The organism is Oceanobacillus halotolerans, from assembly GCF_010993955.1.
Classification (GTDB): Bacteria; Bacillota; Bacilli; order Bacillales; family Amphibacillaceae; genus Oceanibacillus_A; species Oceanibacillus_A halotolerans.
Genome location: NZ_WIXL01000002.1, coordinates 59,846 through 77,104, shown reverse-complemented (window position 1 = coordinate 77,104; position 17,259 = coordinate 59,846). Strand labels below are relative to the sequence as shown.

The 17,259-nt window shown below is 37.2% G+C and carries 19 protein-coding genes; 18 read left to right on the top strand and 1 reads right to left on the bottom strand.

The window, feature by feature from the left end:
• Positions 1–22: 22 nt before the first annotated feature.
• The 12 genes from aroC to GHC26_RS03285 all read left to right on the top strand — a co-directional run bounded on the left by aroC (position 23) and on the right by GHC26_RS03285 (position 11,245).
• Positions 23–1,189 carry a chorismate synthase gene (gene aroC, locus GHC26_RS03340; protein WP_163969855.1) on the top strand — a complete coding sequence of 389 codons (1,167 nt, stop codon included), beginning with the start codon at positions 23–25 and terminating at the stop codon, positions 1,187–1,189.
• Complete coding sequence (gene aroB / locus GHC26_RS03335; protein ID WP_163969854.1) at positions 1,189–2,250, top strand: 3-dehydroquinate synthase; 1,062 nt, start codon at positions 1,189–1,191, stop codon at positions 2,248–2,250. Before aroC ends, aroB begins: the two co-directional genes overlap by 1 nt.
• Positions 2,251–2,270: 20 nt before the next feature.
• Positions 2,271–3,566, top strand: coding sequence for a 3-phosphoshikimate 1-carboxyvinyltransferase (aroA, locus tag GHC26_RS03330; RefSeq protein WP_163969853.1), 1,296 nt, complete (start codon positions 2,271–2,273; stop codon positions 3,564–3,566).
• An 894-nt stretch (positions 3,567–4,460) separates the two neighbouring features.
• Entirely contained in the window at positions 4,461–5,723 is a 1,263-nt protein-coding gene (locus GHC26_RS03325) for a tetratricopeptide repeat protein (protein WP_163969852.1), read from the top strand.
• 39 nt (positions 5,724–5,762) lie between these two features.
• Positions 5,763–6,317: a ReoY family proteolytic degradation factor gene (locus GHC26_RS03320; protein ID WP_163969851.1), complete on the top strand. Its 555-nt coding sequence runs from the start codon at positions 5,763–5,765 to the stop codon at positions 6,315–6,317.
• 113 nt (positions 6,318–6,430) lie between these two features.
• Complete coding sequence (locus GHC26_RS03315) at positions 6,431–6,889, top strand: DUF2487 family protein (RefSeq protein WP_163969850.1); 459 nt, start codon at positions 6,431–6,433, stop codon at positions 6,887–6,889.
• 149 nt (positions 6,890–7,038) lie between these two features.
• Positions 7,039–7,551, top strand: a complete 513-nt coding sequence (locus tag GHC26_RS03310) for a QcrA and Rieske domain-containing protein (protein WP_163969849.1) — start codon at positions 7,039–7,041, stop codon at positions 7,549–7,551.
• 6 nt (positions 7,552–7,557) lie between these two features.
• Positions 7,558–8,232 (top strand): menaquinol-cytochrome c reductase cytochrome b subunit, encoded by a 675-nt coding sequence (gene qcrB, locus GHC26_RS03305; protein ID WP_163969848.1) that lies wholly within the window; start codon positions 7,558–7,560, stop codon positions 8,230–8,232.
• Positions 8,233–8,247: 15 nt separating this feature from the next.
• Positions 8,248–9,021, top strand: a complete 774-nt coding sequence (locus GHC26_RS03300) for a menaquinol-cytochrome c reductase cytochrome b/c subunit (protein ID WP_163969847.1) — start codon at positions 8,248–8,250, stop codon at positions 9,019–9,021.
• 564 nt (positions 9,022–9,585) lie between these two features.
• Positions 9,586–10,170: a DUF1405 domain-containing protein gene (locus tag GHC26_RS03295; protein WP_163969846.1), complete on the top strand. Its 585-nt coding sequence runs from the start codon at positions 9,586–9,588 to the stop codon at positions 10,168–10,170.
• A gap of 68 nt (positions 10,171–10,238) precedes the next feature.
• Complete coding sequence (locus tag GHC26_RS03290; protein ID WP_163969845.1) at positions 10,239–10,493, top strand: sporulation protein YpjB; 255 nt, start codon at positions 10,239–10,241, stop codon at positions 10,491–10,493.
• 68 nt (positions 10,494–10,561) lie between these two features.
• Positions 10,562–11,245 (top strand): zinc metallopeptidase, encoded by a 684-nt coding sequence (locus GHC26_RS03285; RefSeq protein ID WP_404821765.1) that lies wholly within the window; start codon positions 10,562–10,564, stop codon positions 11,243–11,245.
• 51 nt (positions 11,246–11,296) lie between these two features.
• On the opposite strand, the gene GHC26_RS03280 is transcribed toward GHC26_RS03285, so the two are convergent.
• Positions 11,297–12,169, bottom strand: a complete 873-nt coding sequence (locus tag GHC26_RS03280) for a YitT family protein (protein WP_163969843.1) — start codon at positions 12,167–12,169, stop codon at positions 11,297–11,299.
• Between the two features lie 169 nt (positions 12,170–12,338).
• Here GHC26_RS03280 and GHC26_RS03275 point away from each other — a divergent pair, with 169 nt between their 5' ends.
• Genes GHC26_RS03275 through GHC26_RS03250 form a run of 6 tightly spaced genes read left to right on the top strand, consistent with a single transcriptional unit; the run spans position 12,339 to position 17,220 of the window.
• The gene (locus tag GHC26_RS03275; protein ID WP_163969842.1) at positions 12,339–12,677 is read left to right on the top strand and encodes a nucleotide pyrophosphohydrolase; all 339 of its coding nucleotides are present in this window, start codon (positions 12,339–12,341) and stop codon (positions 12,675–12,677) included.
• A gap of 37 nt (positions 12,678–12,714) precedes the next feature.
• Positions 12,715–13,512, top strand: a complete 798-nt coding sequence (dapB, locus tag GHC26_RS03270) for a 4-hydroxy-tetrahydrodipicolinate reductase (RefSeq protein WP_163969841.1) — start codon at positions 12,715–12,717, stop codon at positions 13,510–13,512.
• Positions 13,513–13,522: 10 nt separating this feature from the next.
• Positions 13,523–13,933, top strand: coding sequence for a methylglyoxal synthase (gene mgsA / locus GHC26_RS03265; RefSeq protein ID WP_163969840.1), 411 nt, complete (start codon positions 13,523–13,525; stop codon positions 13,931–13,933).
• On the top strand, positions 13,930–15,072 hold the full coding sequence (bshA, locus tag GHC26_RS03260) for an N-acetyl-alpha-D-glucosaminyl L-malate synthase BshA (RefSeq protein WP_163969839.1): 1,143 nt from the start codon (positions 13,930–13,932) through the stop codon (positions 15,070–15,072). Before mgsA ends, bshA begins: the two co-directional genes overlap by 4 nt.
• Before the next feature lie 4 nt (positions 15,073–15,076).
• Positions 15,077–16,273, top strand: coding sequence for a CCA tRNA nucleotidyltransferase (locus tag GHC26_RS03255; RefSeq protein ID WP_163969838.1), 1,197 nt, complete (start codon positions 15,077–15,079; stop codon positions 16,271–16,273).
• Positions 16,249–17,220 carry a biotin--[acetyl-CoA-carboxylase] ligase gene (locus GHC26_RS03250; protein WP_163969837.1) on the top strand — a complete coding sequence of 324 codons (972 nt, stop codon included), beginning with the start codon at positions 16,249–16,251 and terminating at the stop codon, positions 17,218–17,220. Before GHC26_RS03255 ends, GHC26_RS03250 begins: the two co-directional genes overlap by 25 nt.
• Positions 17,221–17,259: the final 39 nt, after the last annotated feature.

The window sequence follows — 17,259 nt, the reverse complement described above, 5'->3', positions numbered from 1 at the left end:
GTACAGAAAGGAAGAATACATTGTGCGCTATTTAACTGCAGGTGAATCACATGGAAAACAATTGACAACGATTATAGAGGGGGTCCCTGCGAATATGCCATTAGAAAAAGACGTAATAAATGATTCGTTACGTCGTAGACAAAAAGGCTATGGTCGTGGAAAACGAATGCAAATTGAGAAGGATCTTGTTGAACTAACAAGTGGCGTACGACATGGCTATACATTAGGGTCTCCTTTATCATTAGTTATTCATAATGATGACTTTAAGCATTGGACCGATATTATGGGAGAAGACCCCATTGATCCAAATCGGAAAATCCGCCGTACCATATCACGTCCAAGGCCAGGACATGCCGATTTAAATGGTGCCTTGAAATACGGCCATCGGGATATGCGTAATGTGTTAGAACGATCCTCAGCACGTGAAACAGCTGCACGTGTAGCAGCTGGTGCTGTGGCAAAAGTTTTACTTCAGGAACTAGATATCGAAGTTGTTGCTTATGTGAAAGAAATAGCAGGAATTCGCGCTGGTGATAACCCATCGCTTACCATGGAAGAACGAAAGCACCGATCAGAACAATCTCCTGTAAGAACACTAGATGAATCAGTTGAACAACAAATGATGAATGCAATTGATGAGGCGAAGAAAGATGGGGATTCCATAGGCGGTATTGTAGAGGTGTTTGTAGAGGGCATGCCGCCTGGTGTTGGCTCTTATGTACATTATGATCGAAAGCTAGATGCACGGATTGCAGGGAGTGTTGTCAGTATCAATGCCTTTAAAGGGGTGGAATTTGGTTTAGGTTTTGAAGCCGCTCGAAAAAATGGAAGCGAGGTTCATGATGAAATAGCATGGACAAAAGATCGTGGCTATTATCGCAAAACAAATCGTTTAGGTGGCTTTGAGGGTGGAATGACCACAGGTATGCCAATTATTGTAAAAGGTGTTATGAAGCCAATTCCAACCTTATATAAGCCGCTTCAAAGCGTCGACATTGAAACCAAGGAAGTATTCCATGCAAGTATCGAACGTTCTGATTCTTGTGCAGTACCTGCAGCATCTGTTGTCATGGAGCATGTTGTTGCCTTTGAGTTAGCAAAGGCAATACTAGAACAATTTCCAAATGATCAATTTCCTAAACTAAAAAAAGCTATGGCTGAATATCGTGAAGAAACAAGGTGGTTTTAGTGTATCATCTTGATATTGAAGCCCAATCACATACCTATCAAGTGCATGTCGGACGGAAAAATCGATTTTCTGTAAATAAGTGGTTAACCAAAGATTATAGTTCTATTCTTATTATTACAGATGAAAATGTGGCACCACTTTATTTATCTGATGTAAAAAGGGACTTGGAAATGTACACTGTATACCAAACGATCGTCCCTGCCTCAGAAACATCGAAAAGTATCCACTGGTTTTATGAATTACATACAAAGGCAATACAATTTGGATTAGATCGTAATTCACTAATTATTGCCTTAGGTGGTGGAGTCGTTGGGGATTTGGCAGGTTTTGTGGCATCAACTTATATGCGTGGGATCGATTATATTCAGATCCCAACAACGATACTAGCCCATGATAGTAGTGTCGGTGGAAAAGTTGCGATTAATCATGAACTTGGTAAGAACATGATTGGACAATTCTATCCCCCAGTTTGTGTAGTTTACGATATTGATGTTTTAAAAACATTAAGTAAACGAGAATTTAGATCGGGATATGCTGAAATCATGAAGGAAGCCCTATTAGCAGATGAAATGCTTTTGCATAAACTTCTGCAAATAAATTTAGATTCTATTTCAAATGATGATTTAGTCGAACATATAAGGAAAGGAATACAAATTAAAGCAGATATCGTTCAACAAGATGAAACAGAAAAAAATACTAGAAAATATTTAAATTTAGGCCATACGCTTGCACATGCAATAGAGGCAAATATCGGATATGGCCAATTAACACATGGCGAGGCAGTAGCAATTGGACTATTATTTGCAATCAGAGTAAGTGAACATACGTTTTCTATACAACTACCATACCAGGAACTAAAGGAATGGATGCAGGTAAATGGGTATCCTCTCTGTATATCAAATATGAATATTGATGAGCTGCTCAAAAGTATGCAGACAGATAAAAAAACAGTAAAACAGCATATACAAATGGTATTATTAAAGGATGTTGCAAAGCCAGTTGTTAAAGAATTTTCTAATGAAGAGCTTAGAAGCCATTTAGCAAGGTTCTTATATTCGTAAGCCGTAAAAGGGGGATTAGAATGGATAAAAGGTCATTGCACTTTAACGGAAAAACGCTACAAGGCATTCTAACAGTCCCAGGAGATAAGTCCATTTCACATCGTGCAATTATATTAGGTTCCATAGCCGAAGGAACAACCATGGTAGAGAACTTTTTGCAAAGCGAAGATTGTATGCGAACGATTCAAGCATTCCGTAACCTTGGCGTTAACATCGTTCAACAGGGACAAAATCTTAAAATATCCAGTAGCGGGATGAAAGGACTTGTTGAGCCTAATTCACCACTGTACTTTGGCAATTCAGGCACAACAGCAAGATTAATGCTCGGTGTTTTAGGGGGACAAACCTTTCACACGACTGTTTATGGGGATGAATCTTTAACAAATCGACCAATGGATCGAGTAGCAATTCCACTTCAAAGAATGGGCGTTTCGATTGATGGTAGAAAAAACGGGAAATATTTACCTTTCTCTGTTCGTGGCGGTGATTTACAAGCTATCCATTATTCACTCCCAGTGAAAAGTGCACAAGTGAAATCTGCAATACTTCTGGCGGCTTTGTATGCCAATGGTGTTACGGTCATAAGAGAACCAGTCCAAACAAGGGATCATACCGAAAAAATGCTTCAGTCTTTTGGTGTAGACATTAAGTTGAATAATAGAGAGATCACACTCACGCCTCCAGAAAAACTGCATTCCTCAACCATTACGGTCCCAGGAGATATATCTTCTGCAGCATTCTTTATAGCTGCAGCTGCGGCTATTCCAAATAGTAATGTAACCATTAAGCAGGTTGGATTGAATCATACAAGGTCAGGAATTATTGATATTCTCCAGCAAATGGGAGCAAACCTTGAGATTGATTATTTAGATACGGTCAATCATGAACCTGTCGGTGATGTAACTGTCTCAGCAAGTTCTCTACGTGGTATTACGATAGAAGGTGATATGATTCCACGGCTAATTGATGAATTGCCTATTATTGCACTTTTAGCTACACAGGCAGAAGGAACGACAATCATACGAGATGCAGAAGAATTACGAGTTAAAGAAACAGATCGAATTCAAGCTGTAGTAGAAGGGTTATCATCAATTGGTGCATCCATTACGGCAACAGATGATGGAATGATTATCGAAGGGAAAACAAATTTAATTGGTGGTCAGGTCAAATCATTTCACGATCATCGAATCGGGATGATGGCAGCTATTGCTTCTTTCCTCACAGATGAGGCAGTTGTAGTAGATGATCTATCGTCTATCGCAATATCATATCCTCGGTTTTTTGATGATTTGAATCAACTAATTAAGAAAAACTAGAATCTACCATTGTAGGTTCTTTTTTCTGTTTGTGATGTTTGGAGAAGGATCTTTTCTAAAAGAATGTTGCTCTTTTAAATATAAAATCTAATGCGTAGTTGATGGATTATACGCAGTAAAAGTTCCTTATTGATTTCCGCTACGGACAGTCGCTTTCACCACGGGCATAAGTACGACATCTGTTCAAACTTTACGTTTTCACAGTGTCTACTTTACCGCGGACAGACGCTTTTAGCTTCCTCAATAGAAAAGCGGAAGCGCCTTGGTTACCCCCGATTAGAAAACTTGGCTTTTCGCCAAGTGGCGAAAGCCTTAGTTGCACTTATGCAGTAAGAAATTTTTTCTTATCTGCCAAGCTTAAGTCGAGCCTCGGCGTGGTGCTTTTTGCCACAAAGAGGATTGACTTAAGACCTCGAGTGGGTAGGTGCTGACCGATGATAACGCCGCGTCCTTATGACTATCGGCACTAGGACGTCCTGTCCGTCGAAGCTAGACACCGGAAGCAAAAACCGCTTCCTGTGGGATCTTCAGCTGTTGTTTTTTACGCAGGAGTCGACTGCCCTACACTCCAATCAACTAGTACATTAGCAATAGCAATGATTAGAAAGAGGACAGCACACAACAGCGAAGGAAAAACACGAAGACTCCTGCGGGAAGTAGGAGATAGGTGAGACCCCACAGGGCGCTAGCCCGAGGAGGCTCACCACTCCCCCGCGGAAAGCGTAGTGTTTTTCCGTAGCGAAGCTATGCTAAACAGTTATTACGCATAATATAGATTATACGCAACTAATTGTACGGAAATTAGCATTGGTGAAAGTTTTCTTATTTGAAGATCCAGGCACTTTTAGTTAAGATGAGACAAACTAGGAGTATGAACTAGAAAGGAAGTTTAGAATGGAAACGATTATGGAAGCTGTTCGTCTAATGGAGCAAAAACAATCAGATAAGGCAATGGAAATGTTAGAGGACTACTTACCATTAGCTAATGAAGAAGAACAATATACGATTGCAGAGCTTTTTGTACAATGGGGTTATCTACAGGAAGCAAGTGATATATTAGAAACATTACGCCAACAATATCCGAATGAGAGCGAACTAAATGTGATGCTAGCCGATATATATATAGAATTAGAGCATGATGAAGCTGCAATAGATATTTTAAATGAGATTGATGAAGATGATGAGGCATATGTACAGGCCTTAATTCAACTAGCAGATTTGTATCAAGCTGAAGGGTTATTTGAGGTAGCAGAACAAAAGCTTCTTACAGCGAAAAACCATAATCCAAACGAACCAATTATTGACTTTGCCTTAGGTGAGTTATTATTTTCTACAGGTGATTATAAAAAAGCGATCACCTATTATGAAAAAGTATCGATCTACACGAAGGAAATTGCTAATGTATCGATTAACGATCGCTTGGCTGAAGCGAATGCAGGTATAGGAGAATATGAAAAAGCACTCGAGCTTTATCAAGATATCGATAATGAACACCCAGATACATTATTTAAATATGGATTTGTTGCACATCAGGCTAATCGGAATGATATAGCTGTGAAAGCCTGGGAACAGGTCATCAAGATAGATCCATATTATCATACGGTATATCATGAATTGGCTAAAGTATATGGGGAAGAGGAGTTACCAGAAAAAGCATATGAGGTAGCTCAAAAAGGATTAAAAGTGGATGAATTTAATAAAGAGCTTTACTTTTATGCTGGATCTATTGCACATCAATTGAATAAAGATGAAGAAAGTGAAAAATGGATTCGAGAGGCTGTTGCCCTAGATCCTGATTATAAGGAAGCTATCCTCTTTTTTATTGAACTATGTAAGAAAAAGGATAACCACGAAGAGATTATTAACTTCTTAAATGAAATAAAAACAATGGGTGCTGATGATGGATTGTATGATTGGGAATTAGCACGTGCATATAATGAAATTGAATCCTATAATGATGCATTAAACCACTATAACGAAGCATATAATAGCCTTAAACAAGATAGTGATTTCCTAAAAGAATATGCCTATTTCTTAACTGAAGAAGGGAGGATACGTGCTGCAATTCCAATTTTTGAATCGTACTTAAAACATCAGCCATTAGACAGTGAAGTTGAAGAATTTCTGGTCCGTTTGAAGCAGACAAACGATATATAAAGCCTTATAATTTTGGATTAATAAGGAGGTAGACTCTTCGTGCATACTCCTATTTCCGTACATGATAAAAAGACATTTATTCAATGGTTTTTAAATCACTATCAATTAAAGAAAAGGGAAAGTGTTTGGATACTAAATTATTTACTGAACCACAGTAAAATTTTAAACAATGTACATTTTGTACACGATGTAAAATTTTGCCCGCGAGGTATTATGATTACAACTCATTGCTCAGATGAAGTACCATTTCGATTTTATAAAAATCAGCTTGTGACGACAGATGCGGAAAAGTCGTTTCACGATATTCGTTTGAATCAAGATGAGCCATTATATATTCAATTAAATTTTAAAAATGCAAATCAAAATACATTCTATGCAGCGGTCTTAGAAGAAAATCCATTTATACCTGATGAATACTTTATTACACAAAAAGATAAAGATCTAGCCGAGAAATTTTTAAAATGGTCCTTATATCAAAATAGGAAACAAAAACTTATAAAAGCGATTGATCAATCACTAGATAAAAGAGATCAGGAAACGTTTCAACAGCTTGTAAAAGAGCTACATAGAATGGAAGAAGACTATCATCATTAACCTATTTGCTTTGCAATAGGTTGATTTTTTTTGTGCGATTAAGATAAGATTTAAGCATGATTGACTCATAAATAAAGTCTATATGAGCACACTATAAGAAAGGTTGGTTTCCTATGAAATGGATAAAAAAGGACTTACAGCAATACATAAACGCAAAGGAATACGTGGATACGATTATCATGCCATTATCTCCATACCACTTATCCAAAGATAATGACTTAGGAAAAAATGCATTTCAACGTGAAGTGTTATCCGTTTTCACAAAGGAGATAGAAACAGAGTTGACAGGTAGAGTTATGTTGATCCCTACTTACCATTATTTGAAGAACACCAATAAGCAGGATGAGATTTCTCGTATTAACGAATGGGTTCACGATGCAGAAACACAACCTTTTCAGCAAACATTTTTTATTACGTTTGATTCTAGCTGGAAAAAGTATGAAAATGAGTTAGAAGGGACATTACTATGGTTTCCGAGTATGCACTCAGGTGATTTTCAATCTAAAGAGATGCATTCCTTTATACGTGATCAAGTTAGTGAAGTAGTGGATTTAATACGATCTTATTGGTAATATAATGGTTTGAATACCTATATAAGAAAGTTTTGTTAACAAATAGTGTAATTTATTGACCCGACAAATAGTTTGCGCTATCATGGTAATGTCCTAGTAATCTGATAGTAAAATTTTGTCCGTGATTAATCTATAGAGGGGGGAAAATCATGAGTGAAAAGAAACAGCAAGTATCCCGTCGACAATTTTTGAATTATACACTTACAGGTGTAGGTGGTTTCATGGCAGCAGGAATGCTTGCTCCTATGTTAAGAATGGCGGTAGATCCAGTTTTGAAACCATCTGCTGCAGGTGACTTTGTAAATGTTGGACTAGCTGTTGAAGACATTACAACAGAACCACAGCGAGTCGACTGGCTGGTTGAACAGGTTGATGGTTGGTATGAATCTGAGGTAAGTAGATCTGCATGGGTTTTCAAAGATGAAAACGATAATATTAAAGCACTTTCCCCAATTTGTAAGCACCTTGGTTGTGTCGTATCTTGGGAAGGTAGTGAAGATTATCCAAATGAATTTTTCTGCCCATGCCATGATGGACGCTATTACAAAGATGGTACTAATGTGCCTAACACACCACCATTAGAGCCATTAGACGAGTATGAGCAAAAAGTAGAAAACGGTATGTTATTCCTAGGTATGGCAAAACCAAGAGGGGAGGCGTAATAGAATATGCTACAGAAAATTTATGATTGGATTGATGAACGCGTAGATGTTACGCCTATATGGCGCGATATTGCGGATCATGAAGTACCAGAACATGTTAACCCCGCTCACCATTTCTCAGCTTTTGTATATTGCTTTGGTGGTTTAACATTTTTCGTTGTGGTCATCCAAATTCTTTCTGGTATGTTTTTAACAATGTACTACGTTCCAGATATTGAAAATGCTTGGAAGTCTGTCTATTACTTGCAGACAGAAGTAGCACATGCACAAATCGTACGAGGAATGCATCACTGGGGCGCAAGTGTTGTTATTGTCATGTTATTCTTACATACATTGCGTGTATTTTTCCAAGGTGCGTATAAGAAACCACGTGAATTAAACTGGATGGTCGGTGTATTGATCTTCTTTATTATGCTAGGTCTTGGTTTCACTGGGTACTTATTACCTTGGGATAATAAAGCTTACTTTGCAACACAAGTAGGTATTGAGATTGCTGAACAAGTTCCGTTAATAGGACCAGAAATAAAAACATTATTAGCTGGTGATGAAAATATTGTTGGTGCACAGACACTAACTCGATTCTTTGCAATTCACGTTTTCTTCTTACCAGCAGCATTATTTGCCTTATTGGCAGTACACTTTTTGTTAATACGTAGACAAGGTATTGCTGGACCACTATAAAAAGGAGGGATAGCTGTGCATAGGGGTAAAGGAATGAAATTCGTCGGAGATTCACGTATCTCTGCCGAACGAAAACATAATATACCAAAAGACTATTCGGAATATCCTGGCAGAACGGAAGCGTTTTGGCCGAATTTCTTGTTAAAAGAATGGTTAGTAGGTTCTGTCTTTTTAGTAGGGTTTTTAAGCTTGACACTTGCGCATCCTTCACCATTAGAAGGTGTTGCCGACCCAACTGATGCAGCCTATGTACCACTGCCAGACTGGTATTTCCTGTTCTTATATGAACTTTTAAAGTATGACTTTGCTAGTGGACCATATACATTAATGGGTATCATTGTTATTCCAGGACTTGCATTTGGTGCATTATTACTAGCTCCATTTTTAGATAATGGTCCAGGAAGAAGGCCATATCAAAGACCTATTGCAGTTGGTATGATGTTACTAGCTGTTACATCCGTTATATGGTTAACCTATGAATCTGCTGCTCATGTGGACTGGGAAACACGTGCAGAACAGAATAAACCAATTCACCCAGATGAACAAGTAAACATTGATACAGAGGATCCTGGTTTTGCCATTTATGAAAGTAATTGTCTTTCATGTCATGGAGATGACCTTTCAGGTGGAGGGGCAGGACCATCGCTTATCGGGATTGACCGATCTGCCGAAGAAATTGCAACCATTGCAACAGATGGGGTAGGTTCGATGCCTGCAGACCAATTCACTGGATCAGACGAAGAACTGGATCAGTTAGTTGAATTTATTATGTCCGTAAATGAGGAATAATAAAAAAGGAAAACACCTTTGCCATTACAAATGGTGAAGGTGTTGTTTTTTTCTGAGAAAAGTTGGCTGCATTATTACTACCTTAATAGAAAAGGCCACGTCCAGCTTCGACGGACAGGACGTCCTAGTGCTGGCGTTGTCACAGGACGTGACGAATTTAGCCAGTGAGAGTGATTGACGTCCTAGTGCCGATGAAGCAACAGGACGCCTGAGTTTTCATCGGCCAGTGCCTACCCCCTCGAGGTCATAAGTCAATCCTCAATACGCGCAAAAAGCGCCACGACGAGGCTTGGCTTATGCTTGGCAGATAAGAAACTACTGCATAAGTGCAACTAAGGCTTTCGCCACTTGGGGACAAGCCAAGCTTTCTAATCGGGGGTGATCAAGGCACTTCTAGCTTTTTTTTTCCACGTTAGGAAAGTCTAAAATTTTAGCTAAGAAGTGGAATCGATGTTGCTAAAATTTTAATGTACTAAGTATAAGAAAAACTAAACACGTTCGCTAAAGGACGAGCGAATGCGAGTTTTTCTAAACTTTTCATTTTGGTAATGGAGGAGGAAATACATGCTTCGATACATATTGCTAGATAAACGGTTTTTGATATTACTATTCATTGTCAATTTTTTTGGTACGCTTTATGGCTATGATTGGTATGGTTATCAATTAGCTAATACTCCTACTTTATTTATACCATTCGTTCCAGATAGCCCAACAGCTAGTTTATTTTTTACCATCTTTTTACTGTTCTTTCTTTTTGGGAGGCATGTTCCATATATCGAAGCACTAGCTTTAATGTCCTTATTTAAGTATGGGGTTTGGGCAGTAGTCATGAATATTTTAACATTACAAGTAAATGGCACCTTAAGTTGGCAAGGATATATGCTTATAGCGTCTCATGGTGCAATGGCTGTTCAAGCATTATTATATGCGCCGTTTTATAAAATCAAATTAAAACATTTTGCGATTGCTTCAATTTGGATATTACATAACGATATCATTGACTATGTGTTTGGTATGATGCCTACTTACGGCTCCCTCACTACGTATATGAATGAAATAGGATATTTTACGTTCTGGCTTAGTATTATTACGATATGGGTAGCATATATGTTAACAATTTCCAATAAGCGAAATCGCGTTAGTATTTAATCCTTGTTATATATCTTGTTATCTCCACATACATATGAAAGTAGAAGGTGTATGTGAGGTGATCCTAAATGAAACAGAATAGTATACTTTTTGCAATAGTACTCATAGGCATTTTCTTTTTTATTGACATGGATAACAGTGTATTAGCGGAAAACAATACACCTGTTGTGGAGAATCCTTCATCTAAAAAGAATAATGATATGGTTCCTTTTTATTGGCTGGTAATTATTGTAGGTGGATCTATTGCAGTTACATTATCTTATGTTGGTTGGAGAAAATATAAAGGGGAACAAAACAGAAAAGCAAAAAAAGATTCAATTTAGTTGACTAAAATCACATTTTTGACTAAAATTGACCTTAGAAAGATTATGTAATCAATGGAGGAATGCACATGTCGCTTGGTGGTTATCTTATTTATATTGCCCTATTACTAATTATCCCGTTATGGGCACAGTCGAAAGTAAAAAGCACGTATAAAAAATATTCGAGAGTCGCAACATCATCCGCTATGACAGGTGCTCAAGTAGCTCGAAAAATTTTGGATGATAACGGATTGTTCGATGTTCATATAGAAGAGACAAGAGGAAAACTATCTGATCACTATGATCCAAGAAAAAAAGTTGTTCGATTATCCAGTGAAAATTATCATGGCCACTCTATGGCAGCATCAGCTATTGCGGCCCATGAAGTAGGACATGCTATTCAGGATGCGGAAGCATATGCATTTTTGCGTTTTCGTCATGCATTAGTGCCCATCGCGAACTTAGGTTCAAACATGTCATTCTTTTTAATATTTGCAGGTATTATTTTTGGTATGATGAATCTCGTACTATTTGGGATCGTCTTTATGTCAGCGGCGGTGTTATTCCAGCTGGTGACGTTACCTGTTGAATTTAATGCTTCTAATCGAGCGATGGCACAATTAGTCTCGACTGGAACTATTCGCAATAATGAAGAACGTGAGACGAAAAAAGTATTGAATGCTGCTGCGTTAACCTATGTTGCTGCTGCATTAGTAGCAGTTGCGGAATTAGTTCGTTTCATTTTAATGTATGTTGCTGCAAACAATGACTAAATAGCTAATCGAAAACAGGGTGCAACTATTTTAGTTGTCACCCCGTTTTTTTTAATCCTGGATGGGATTTTTATTTTCGTCTAATGTGAAGCCTTCACCTACCACATCATGCACGGAACTGATTGTAACAAACGCATTGGGATCCATGTTCGTAATGATTGATTTTAGACGGACAATTTCATTTCTACCGACGATACAATAAAGAACATCACGTTTCTCACCAGTGAAGCTTCCCCGTCCTTCTAGAACCGTTACCCCACGGTCCATCTCTTTATTAATAATTTGGGCAATTTCTTCACTTTTTCCAGAAATGATTATAGCCCCACGTGCAGCATATGCACCTTCCTGAATAAAATCAATCACACGGGCTGCAATATAGACAGCTACTAAGGTGTACATGCCTTCCACATATTCTAATATTGTAAAGACAGAGGTTGTTATAACGATAAAATCAAATAAAAACATGGTTTTACCCATACTCCATCCAACATACTTATGAACCAGTCTGGCAATAATGTCAACTCCTCCAGTAGTACCACCAAACCGAAAAATAATTCCAAGTCCAACACCGATAAATACCCCTGCGAATAGTGCTGCAAGCGTCATGTCACTTTGCAGGTTAGTTGGGAAGGGATTTATTTGGAAGATATATAAAAATACAGAAACAGCAAATGTTCCAATTACCGTATAAATAAATGTTGTTCGCCCAAGAAATTTCCAGCCAATAAAAAATACTGGTATGTTTAAAATAATATTTGTGATAGCTGGATCCCAATGCCATAAAAAGTATAAAAGTAGTGTAATACCAGTAAAACCGCCTTCACCGAGGTTATTCTGCATGTTAAAATGAACAATGCCAAATGAAAATATAGCGGAGCCCATCAAAATAAAAAAGATATTTTTAAATTTTATCCTACGAAACATATGAAATACCCCCATTCATTCAACTCTTTTCGCCAGCTTTTACTAGTATAGCCAATATAATCCTATCAAACAATTCTTTTTCATTTTCACTTCAGGATAGGATAAATAATTTGTCAAACCATTTTCTTTTAGCTAACATGAAAGAAGAAAAAGTAAAAGGAGCTTTAAAATGGCTACAGATAAACCTTTATATAATACACATGACATCCAAAATCGTGTGGATTCCTACATATCACAATTTAAGGAAGGGTATTTTTCGCCATTAAGTCTAATGGCCAGGTTATCAGAAGAAGTAGGGGAAATGGCTCGAGAAGTAAATCATTATTATGGTGAAAAACCTAAAAAAGAAACAGAAAAGCCAAACACTGTCGAAGAAGAACTAGGAGATATTTTATTTGTTTTAACCTGTTTTGCAAATTCCCTTCAAATTGACCTTTCTGATGCATTTGAACAGTCTATGTCAAAAATAGAAACAAGGGATAAAGACAGATGGACGAAAAAAGATTAACCAAATAAATCACAAGACATACTAGGAGGCTGCAACAATGACAATTAAAATTATCGTAGCAGGACCACGTGGGAAAATGGGGTCTGAAGCTATTCAGATGATAAAAGAGGAGGAAACATTTGAATTAATGGCTTGTGTTGATCGAAAACATAATGGGAAGAGCTTAAAAGATATTAATAAGCTAATTGATATAGATGTCCCGATTTTTGAAGACCCTGATGAATGTTTTCGTACAATTAAAGCGGATGCTTTCGTAGATTTAACCATTCCTGAAAGTGGTTTTTTACATACAAAATTAGCAATCCAATATAACATACGACCAGTAGTTGGTACGTCTGGTTTTACAAGTGAACAAGTAGAAGAGTTAAAAACACTTACAAAATCTAAACAATTAGGCGGTATTATTGCACCAAATTTTGCAATTGGCGCCGTATTAATGATGCAATTTGCAAAAATGGCTGCAAAATACTTACCGGATGTTGAAATTATTGAAAAGCATCATGATCAAAAATTAGACGCACCATCTGGTACTGCAGTAAAAACTGCGGAGTTAATTAAGGAAACAAGAACAAATAAAGTACAAGGACACCCTGATGAGAAAGAAACAATCGAAGGAGCACGAGGTGCTAACGTAGATAATATGCGAATTCATAGTGTACGATTACCAGGGCTTGTTGCACATCAGGAGGTTATATTTGGTGGTGCAGGACAAACCTTATCCATTAAGCACGATTCACTAAATAGACAATCCTTTATGGATGGGATAAAATTTGCGATTAAACAGGTTATGGATTTAGACGAGCTGATTTATGGACTTGAAAATATATTAGATTAGGTGGTTTTTTATGAAAATTGCATTAATAGCTCATGATAAGAAAAAAGACGATATTATACGGTTTAGTGATGCGAATAAAAAGGTGTTAAAAAAGCATGAATTGTATGCTACTGGTACAACAGGTAAAGTAATTGCTGAAAAAACTAAATTATCCATTCATCGTTTTCAGTCAGGCCCTCAAGGCGGTGACCAACAAATAGGTGCTATGATAGCCAATCATGAGATGGATGTTGTTATTTTTTTACGGGACCCACTTACTGCACAACCACATGAACCCGATGTGAGTGCACTGATGCGATTATGTGATGTACATGCTATCCCATTAGCGACCAATATAACCATAGCCGAAATATTGATGTATTCGATTGAGCGTAGCGATATTGTTAAAAAACATTCTGAAAAGGGATTTGTGGAAGAATGAAGATAGGAATAACTTGTTATCCAACTGTAGGAGGGTCTGGTGTTATCGCAACAGAGCTTGGGATGTTATTAGCTGATCAAGGACATGAAATCCATTTTATTACATCCAGCTTGCCGTTTCGTCTAAATCGTGTTCATCCAACTATTTTTTATCATGAAGTAGAGCTTAACCATTATCCCGTATTCCAGTATCCACCGTATGATTTAGCCTTAGCTACCAAAATGGCTGAAGTAATTGATCGTGAACAGCTTGATGTCTTACATGTTCACTATGCAATGCCACATGCAATATGTGCTATATTAGCTAAAGATATTGCAGAACATGATGTCAAAATTGTAACCACTTTACATGGTACAGATATCACAGTGCTAGGTATTGATAAAACATTTAAAAAGATGATTAAACACGGAATTGAAAAATCAGATGTAGTTACGGCTGTATCCAAAAGCTTAGTAAGTCAAACAAAAGAAATGTTACACGTACAAAAGGATATAAAAGTGGTTTATAACTTTGTGAATGAAGCTGAGTATATGAAAAAGGAATTACCTTCTATCAAACAGCAATATGGTATTGAACAAGATGAGAAGGTCATGATCCATATATCAAATTTTCGCAAGGTGAAGCGAATTCATGATATTATTAATACCTTTCAAAAAATACGCCAAAAAGTAAAAGTAAAATTATTGTTAATAGGTGATGGACCAGAATACTCGGATCTTTCCCAGTATGTTAAAGATCTAGGATTACAGGACCATGTTTTATTTTTAGGGAAACAGAAAAATATTCGAGATCTATTATCCATATCTGATTTAAAATTACTAATGTCAGAAAAGGAGAGCTTTGGTCTTGTCCTTTTAGAAGCGATGTCGTGTGAAGTACCATGTATTGGTACGAATATCGGTGGAATTCCAGAAGTTATTCGTCATGGGGAAACGGGATATATTGTTGAGTTAGGAGACATAGATCAAGCAGCTAGCTATGCAATTCAATTGTTAAAAGAGGATGAGCTATTACAAGCATTTGGAAAGAATGCACTTCATCATGCTAGAACAAACTTTAACTCGCAGGAAATCGTTCAACAATATATAAATGTGTATGAAGAAGCTTTAAAGTTATCAACATCGAAATTAGGTGAATAGCATCATGGAAGCACCCTTTAAAGATGCAATTAACATAATTGAACAAATTGAAGAACATGGCTATGAGGCTTTTTTCGTAGGCGGTTGTGTCCGTGATTCTTTATTAGATAAAAAAATTGGGGACATCGATATAGCTACATCAGCAAAGCCTCATACGATACAATCTATTTTTGATGATGTTATCCCAGTTGGAATTGAACATGGGACAGTCATTGTACGTTTGAAGGGTGAATCATACGAAGTCACCACCTATCGTGTAGACGGTGACTACTCAGATCAACGACACCCTGATCATGTTCAATTCATTTCATCGATCGATCAAGATTTACAACGAAGAGATTTCACTATTAATGCATTAGCAATGGATAAGCATGGTAAGATCTTAGATTTATTTAATGGAAAAAAAGATTTGCAGCAACAACTCATTCGTACGGTTGGAAATGGTCATGAACGGTTTACAGAAGACCCATTACGTATTATTCGGGCTTTACGATTTGCTAGCCAATTGTCCTTTGTTATTGAAGAAAAAACGTTGGCAGCAATGGTTCAAGTAGCTCCTCAAATTAGAACAATAGCCGTTGAACGGATTACGACAGAAATAATTAAGCTATTTGCTGGAGGCGATGTATTACGCGGTTTTACCTATATAAAAAAAACAGGTGTACACCATTATTTACCAGTAATTCAAGAGCATCCAAGCATAATCAAGCAAATTCCTTCAAGCCTAGTGCCATTACAATCATTCGGTGAGATTATTGCATTATTACATTACATTGAAAAGACGGTTCCGATTAAAACTTGGATTAAAGAATGGAAGGCTTCAAAGCGGAATAAACAAGAAGCTATGGAACTTGTAGAGGCACTTACATATTTTGAAACCACTGGGCTTAATTCCTGGCTTCTTTATCGTTTACCAAAAGCGTATTATGCTGGATTTATCCGTTTAACAAATAGTTTATGGGAAAATTCTTTAACTGTTGAAGAGATCCATGAAGAAGCACAACAACTACCGATTCAATCTAGAAATGAGTTAGCGATAAATGGTTTAGAAATCCAACAGCTTTTTCCAGAAAAAGAAAAAGGACCTTGGATTCGAAACTTGTTGAATCAAATGGAAAAAGAAGTGGTAATGGGTAATGTTATCAATTCAAAACAAGAGCTAAGGGAGTGGATAAGATGGAATCCACCCGAAATAAATTAATACAGATATTAGCGAATAATGACAGTACATATATATCTGGTCAGCAATTATCAAAAGAACTAGCAATCTCTCGGAGTGCTGTATGGAAACATATGAAAGAGCTAGAGAAAGATGGGTATACCATTGAAGGTGTGTCCAATAAGGGATATCGGATTATTGCCTATCCTGAGAAGCTAAGTTCAAACACAATTAAATGGGGACTAAATACTAACTGGCTTGGGAAAACAATTTATCATAAGGAATCAATTCCTTCCACACAAATACTTGCTAAACAGCTTGCAAGTGACGATACAGAACATGGTACTGTCATTATTGCAGATGAACAAACGATGGGGAAGGGAAGACTGAACAGAACGTGGCATTCAACAAATGGTAAAGGGATCTGGATGAGTTTAGTATTAAGACCTAGGTTATTACCACATCTTGCCCCACAGCTTACATTATTGACTGCTACCGTTCTATGTGATGTATTAGCGAAAGTTACACCATTAAATCCTGCAATCAAATGGCCTAATGATATTTTCATTAATCATAAAAAGGTTGCAGGTATTTTAACTGAGATGCAAGCAGAACAAGACCAAATACAATATGTTGTGATTGGTATAGGGATAAATGTAAACCATACAGAACAAGATATACCAAAGGATCTAAAAGGAAAAGCGACATCCCTAAGATTAGAATCAGATCGAGATTGGGATATTCGGGATATGATTCAAAACATTTTACTGACATTTGAATCTGCCTACCAGGTATATCTTGATCAAGGTTTTCCAGTTGTGAAAGAGAAGTGGGAAAACTATGGGTATAAACTAGGAGAATCTGTCTGGATTAATACAATGAAAGATCGCTGGTATGGCTCCATACTGGGAATTGCCGAAGATGGTGCTTTATTAGCCGAAAAAGAAGGGGAACAAATAAAACTCTATTCAGCGGAAATTGAATGGTAATATATTTCTAAGTAACAGTAATGATAAAGGGTATGGTGG

Excerpts from the sequence above, each read along its gene's own strand:
- GHC26_RS03280 (WP_163969843.1), bottom strand. The coding sequence starts at position 12,169 with ATGTTTCGTAGGATAAAATTTAAAAATATCTTTTTTATTTTGATGGGC.
- GHC26_RS03325 (WP_163969852.1), top strand. The coding sequence starts at position 4,461 with ATGGAAACGATTATGGAAGCTGTTCGTCTAATGGAGCAAAAACAATCA.
- mgsA (WP_163969840.1), top strand. The coding sequence starts at position 13,523 with ATGAAAATTGCATTAATAGCTCATGATAAGAAAAAAGACGATATTATA.
- aroA (WP_163969853.1), top strand. The coding sequence starts at position 2,271 with ATGGATAAAAGGTCATTGCACTTTAACGGAAAAACGCTACAAGGCATT.
- GHC26_RS03250 (WP_163969837.1), top strand. The coding sequence starts at position 16,249 with ATGGAATCCACCCGAAATAAATTAATACAGATATTAGCGAATAATGAC.
- GHC26_RS03285 (WP_404821765.1), top strand. The coding sequence starts at position 10,562 with ATGTCGCTTGGTGGTTATCTTATTTATATTGCCCTATTACTAATTATC.
- GHC26_RS03290 (WP_163969845.1), top strand. The coding sequence starts at position 10,239 with ATGAAACAGAATAGTATACTTTTTGCAATAGTACTCATAGGCATTTTC.
- GHC26_RS03275 (WP_163969842.1), top strand. The coding sequence starts at position 12,339 with ATGGCTACAGATAAACCTTTATATAATACACATGACATCCAAAATCGT.
- GHC26_RS03310 (WP_163969849.1), top strand. The coding sequence starts at position 7,039 with ATGAGTGAAAAGAAACAGCAAGTATCCCGTCGACAATTTTTGAATTAT.
- GHC26_RS03295 (WP_163969846.1), top strand. The coding sequence starts at position 9,586 with ATGCTTCGATACATATTGCTAGATAAACGGTTTTTGATATTACTATTC.
- GHC26_RS03315 (WP_163969850.1), top strand. The coding sequence starts at position 6,431 with ATGAAATGGATAAAAAAGGACTTACAGCAATACATAAACGCAAAGGAA.
- qcrB (WP_163969848.1), top strand. The coding sequence starts at position 7,558 with ATGCTACAGAAAATTTATGATTGGATTGATGAACGCGTAGATGTTACG.
- bshA (WP_163969839.1), top strand. The coding sequence starts at position 13,930 with ATGAAGATAGGAATAACTTGTTATCCAACTGTAGGAGGGTCTGGTGTT.
- GHC26_RS03255 (WP_163969838.1), top strand. The coding sequence starts at position 15,077 with ATGGAAGCACCCTTTAAAGATGCAATTAACATAATTGAACAAATTGAA.
- dapB (WP_163969841.1), top strand. The coding sequence starts at position 12,715 with ATGACAATTAAAATTATCGTAGCAGGACCACGTGGGAAAATGGGGTCT.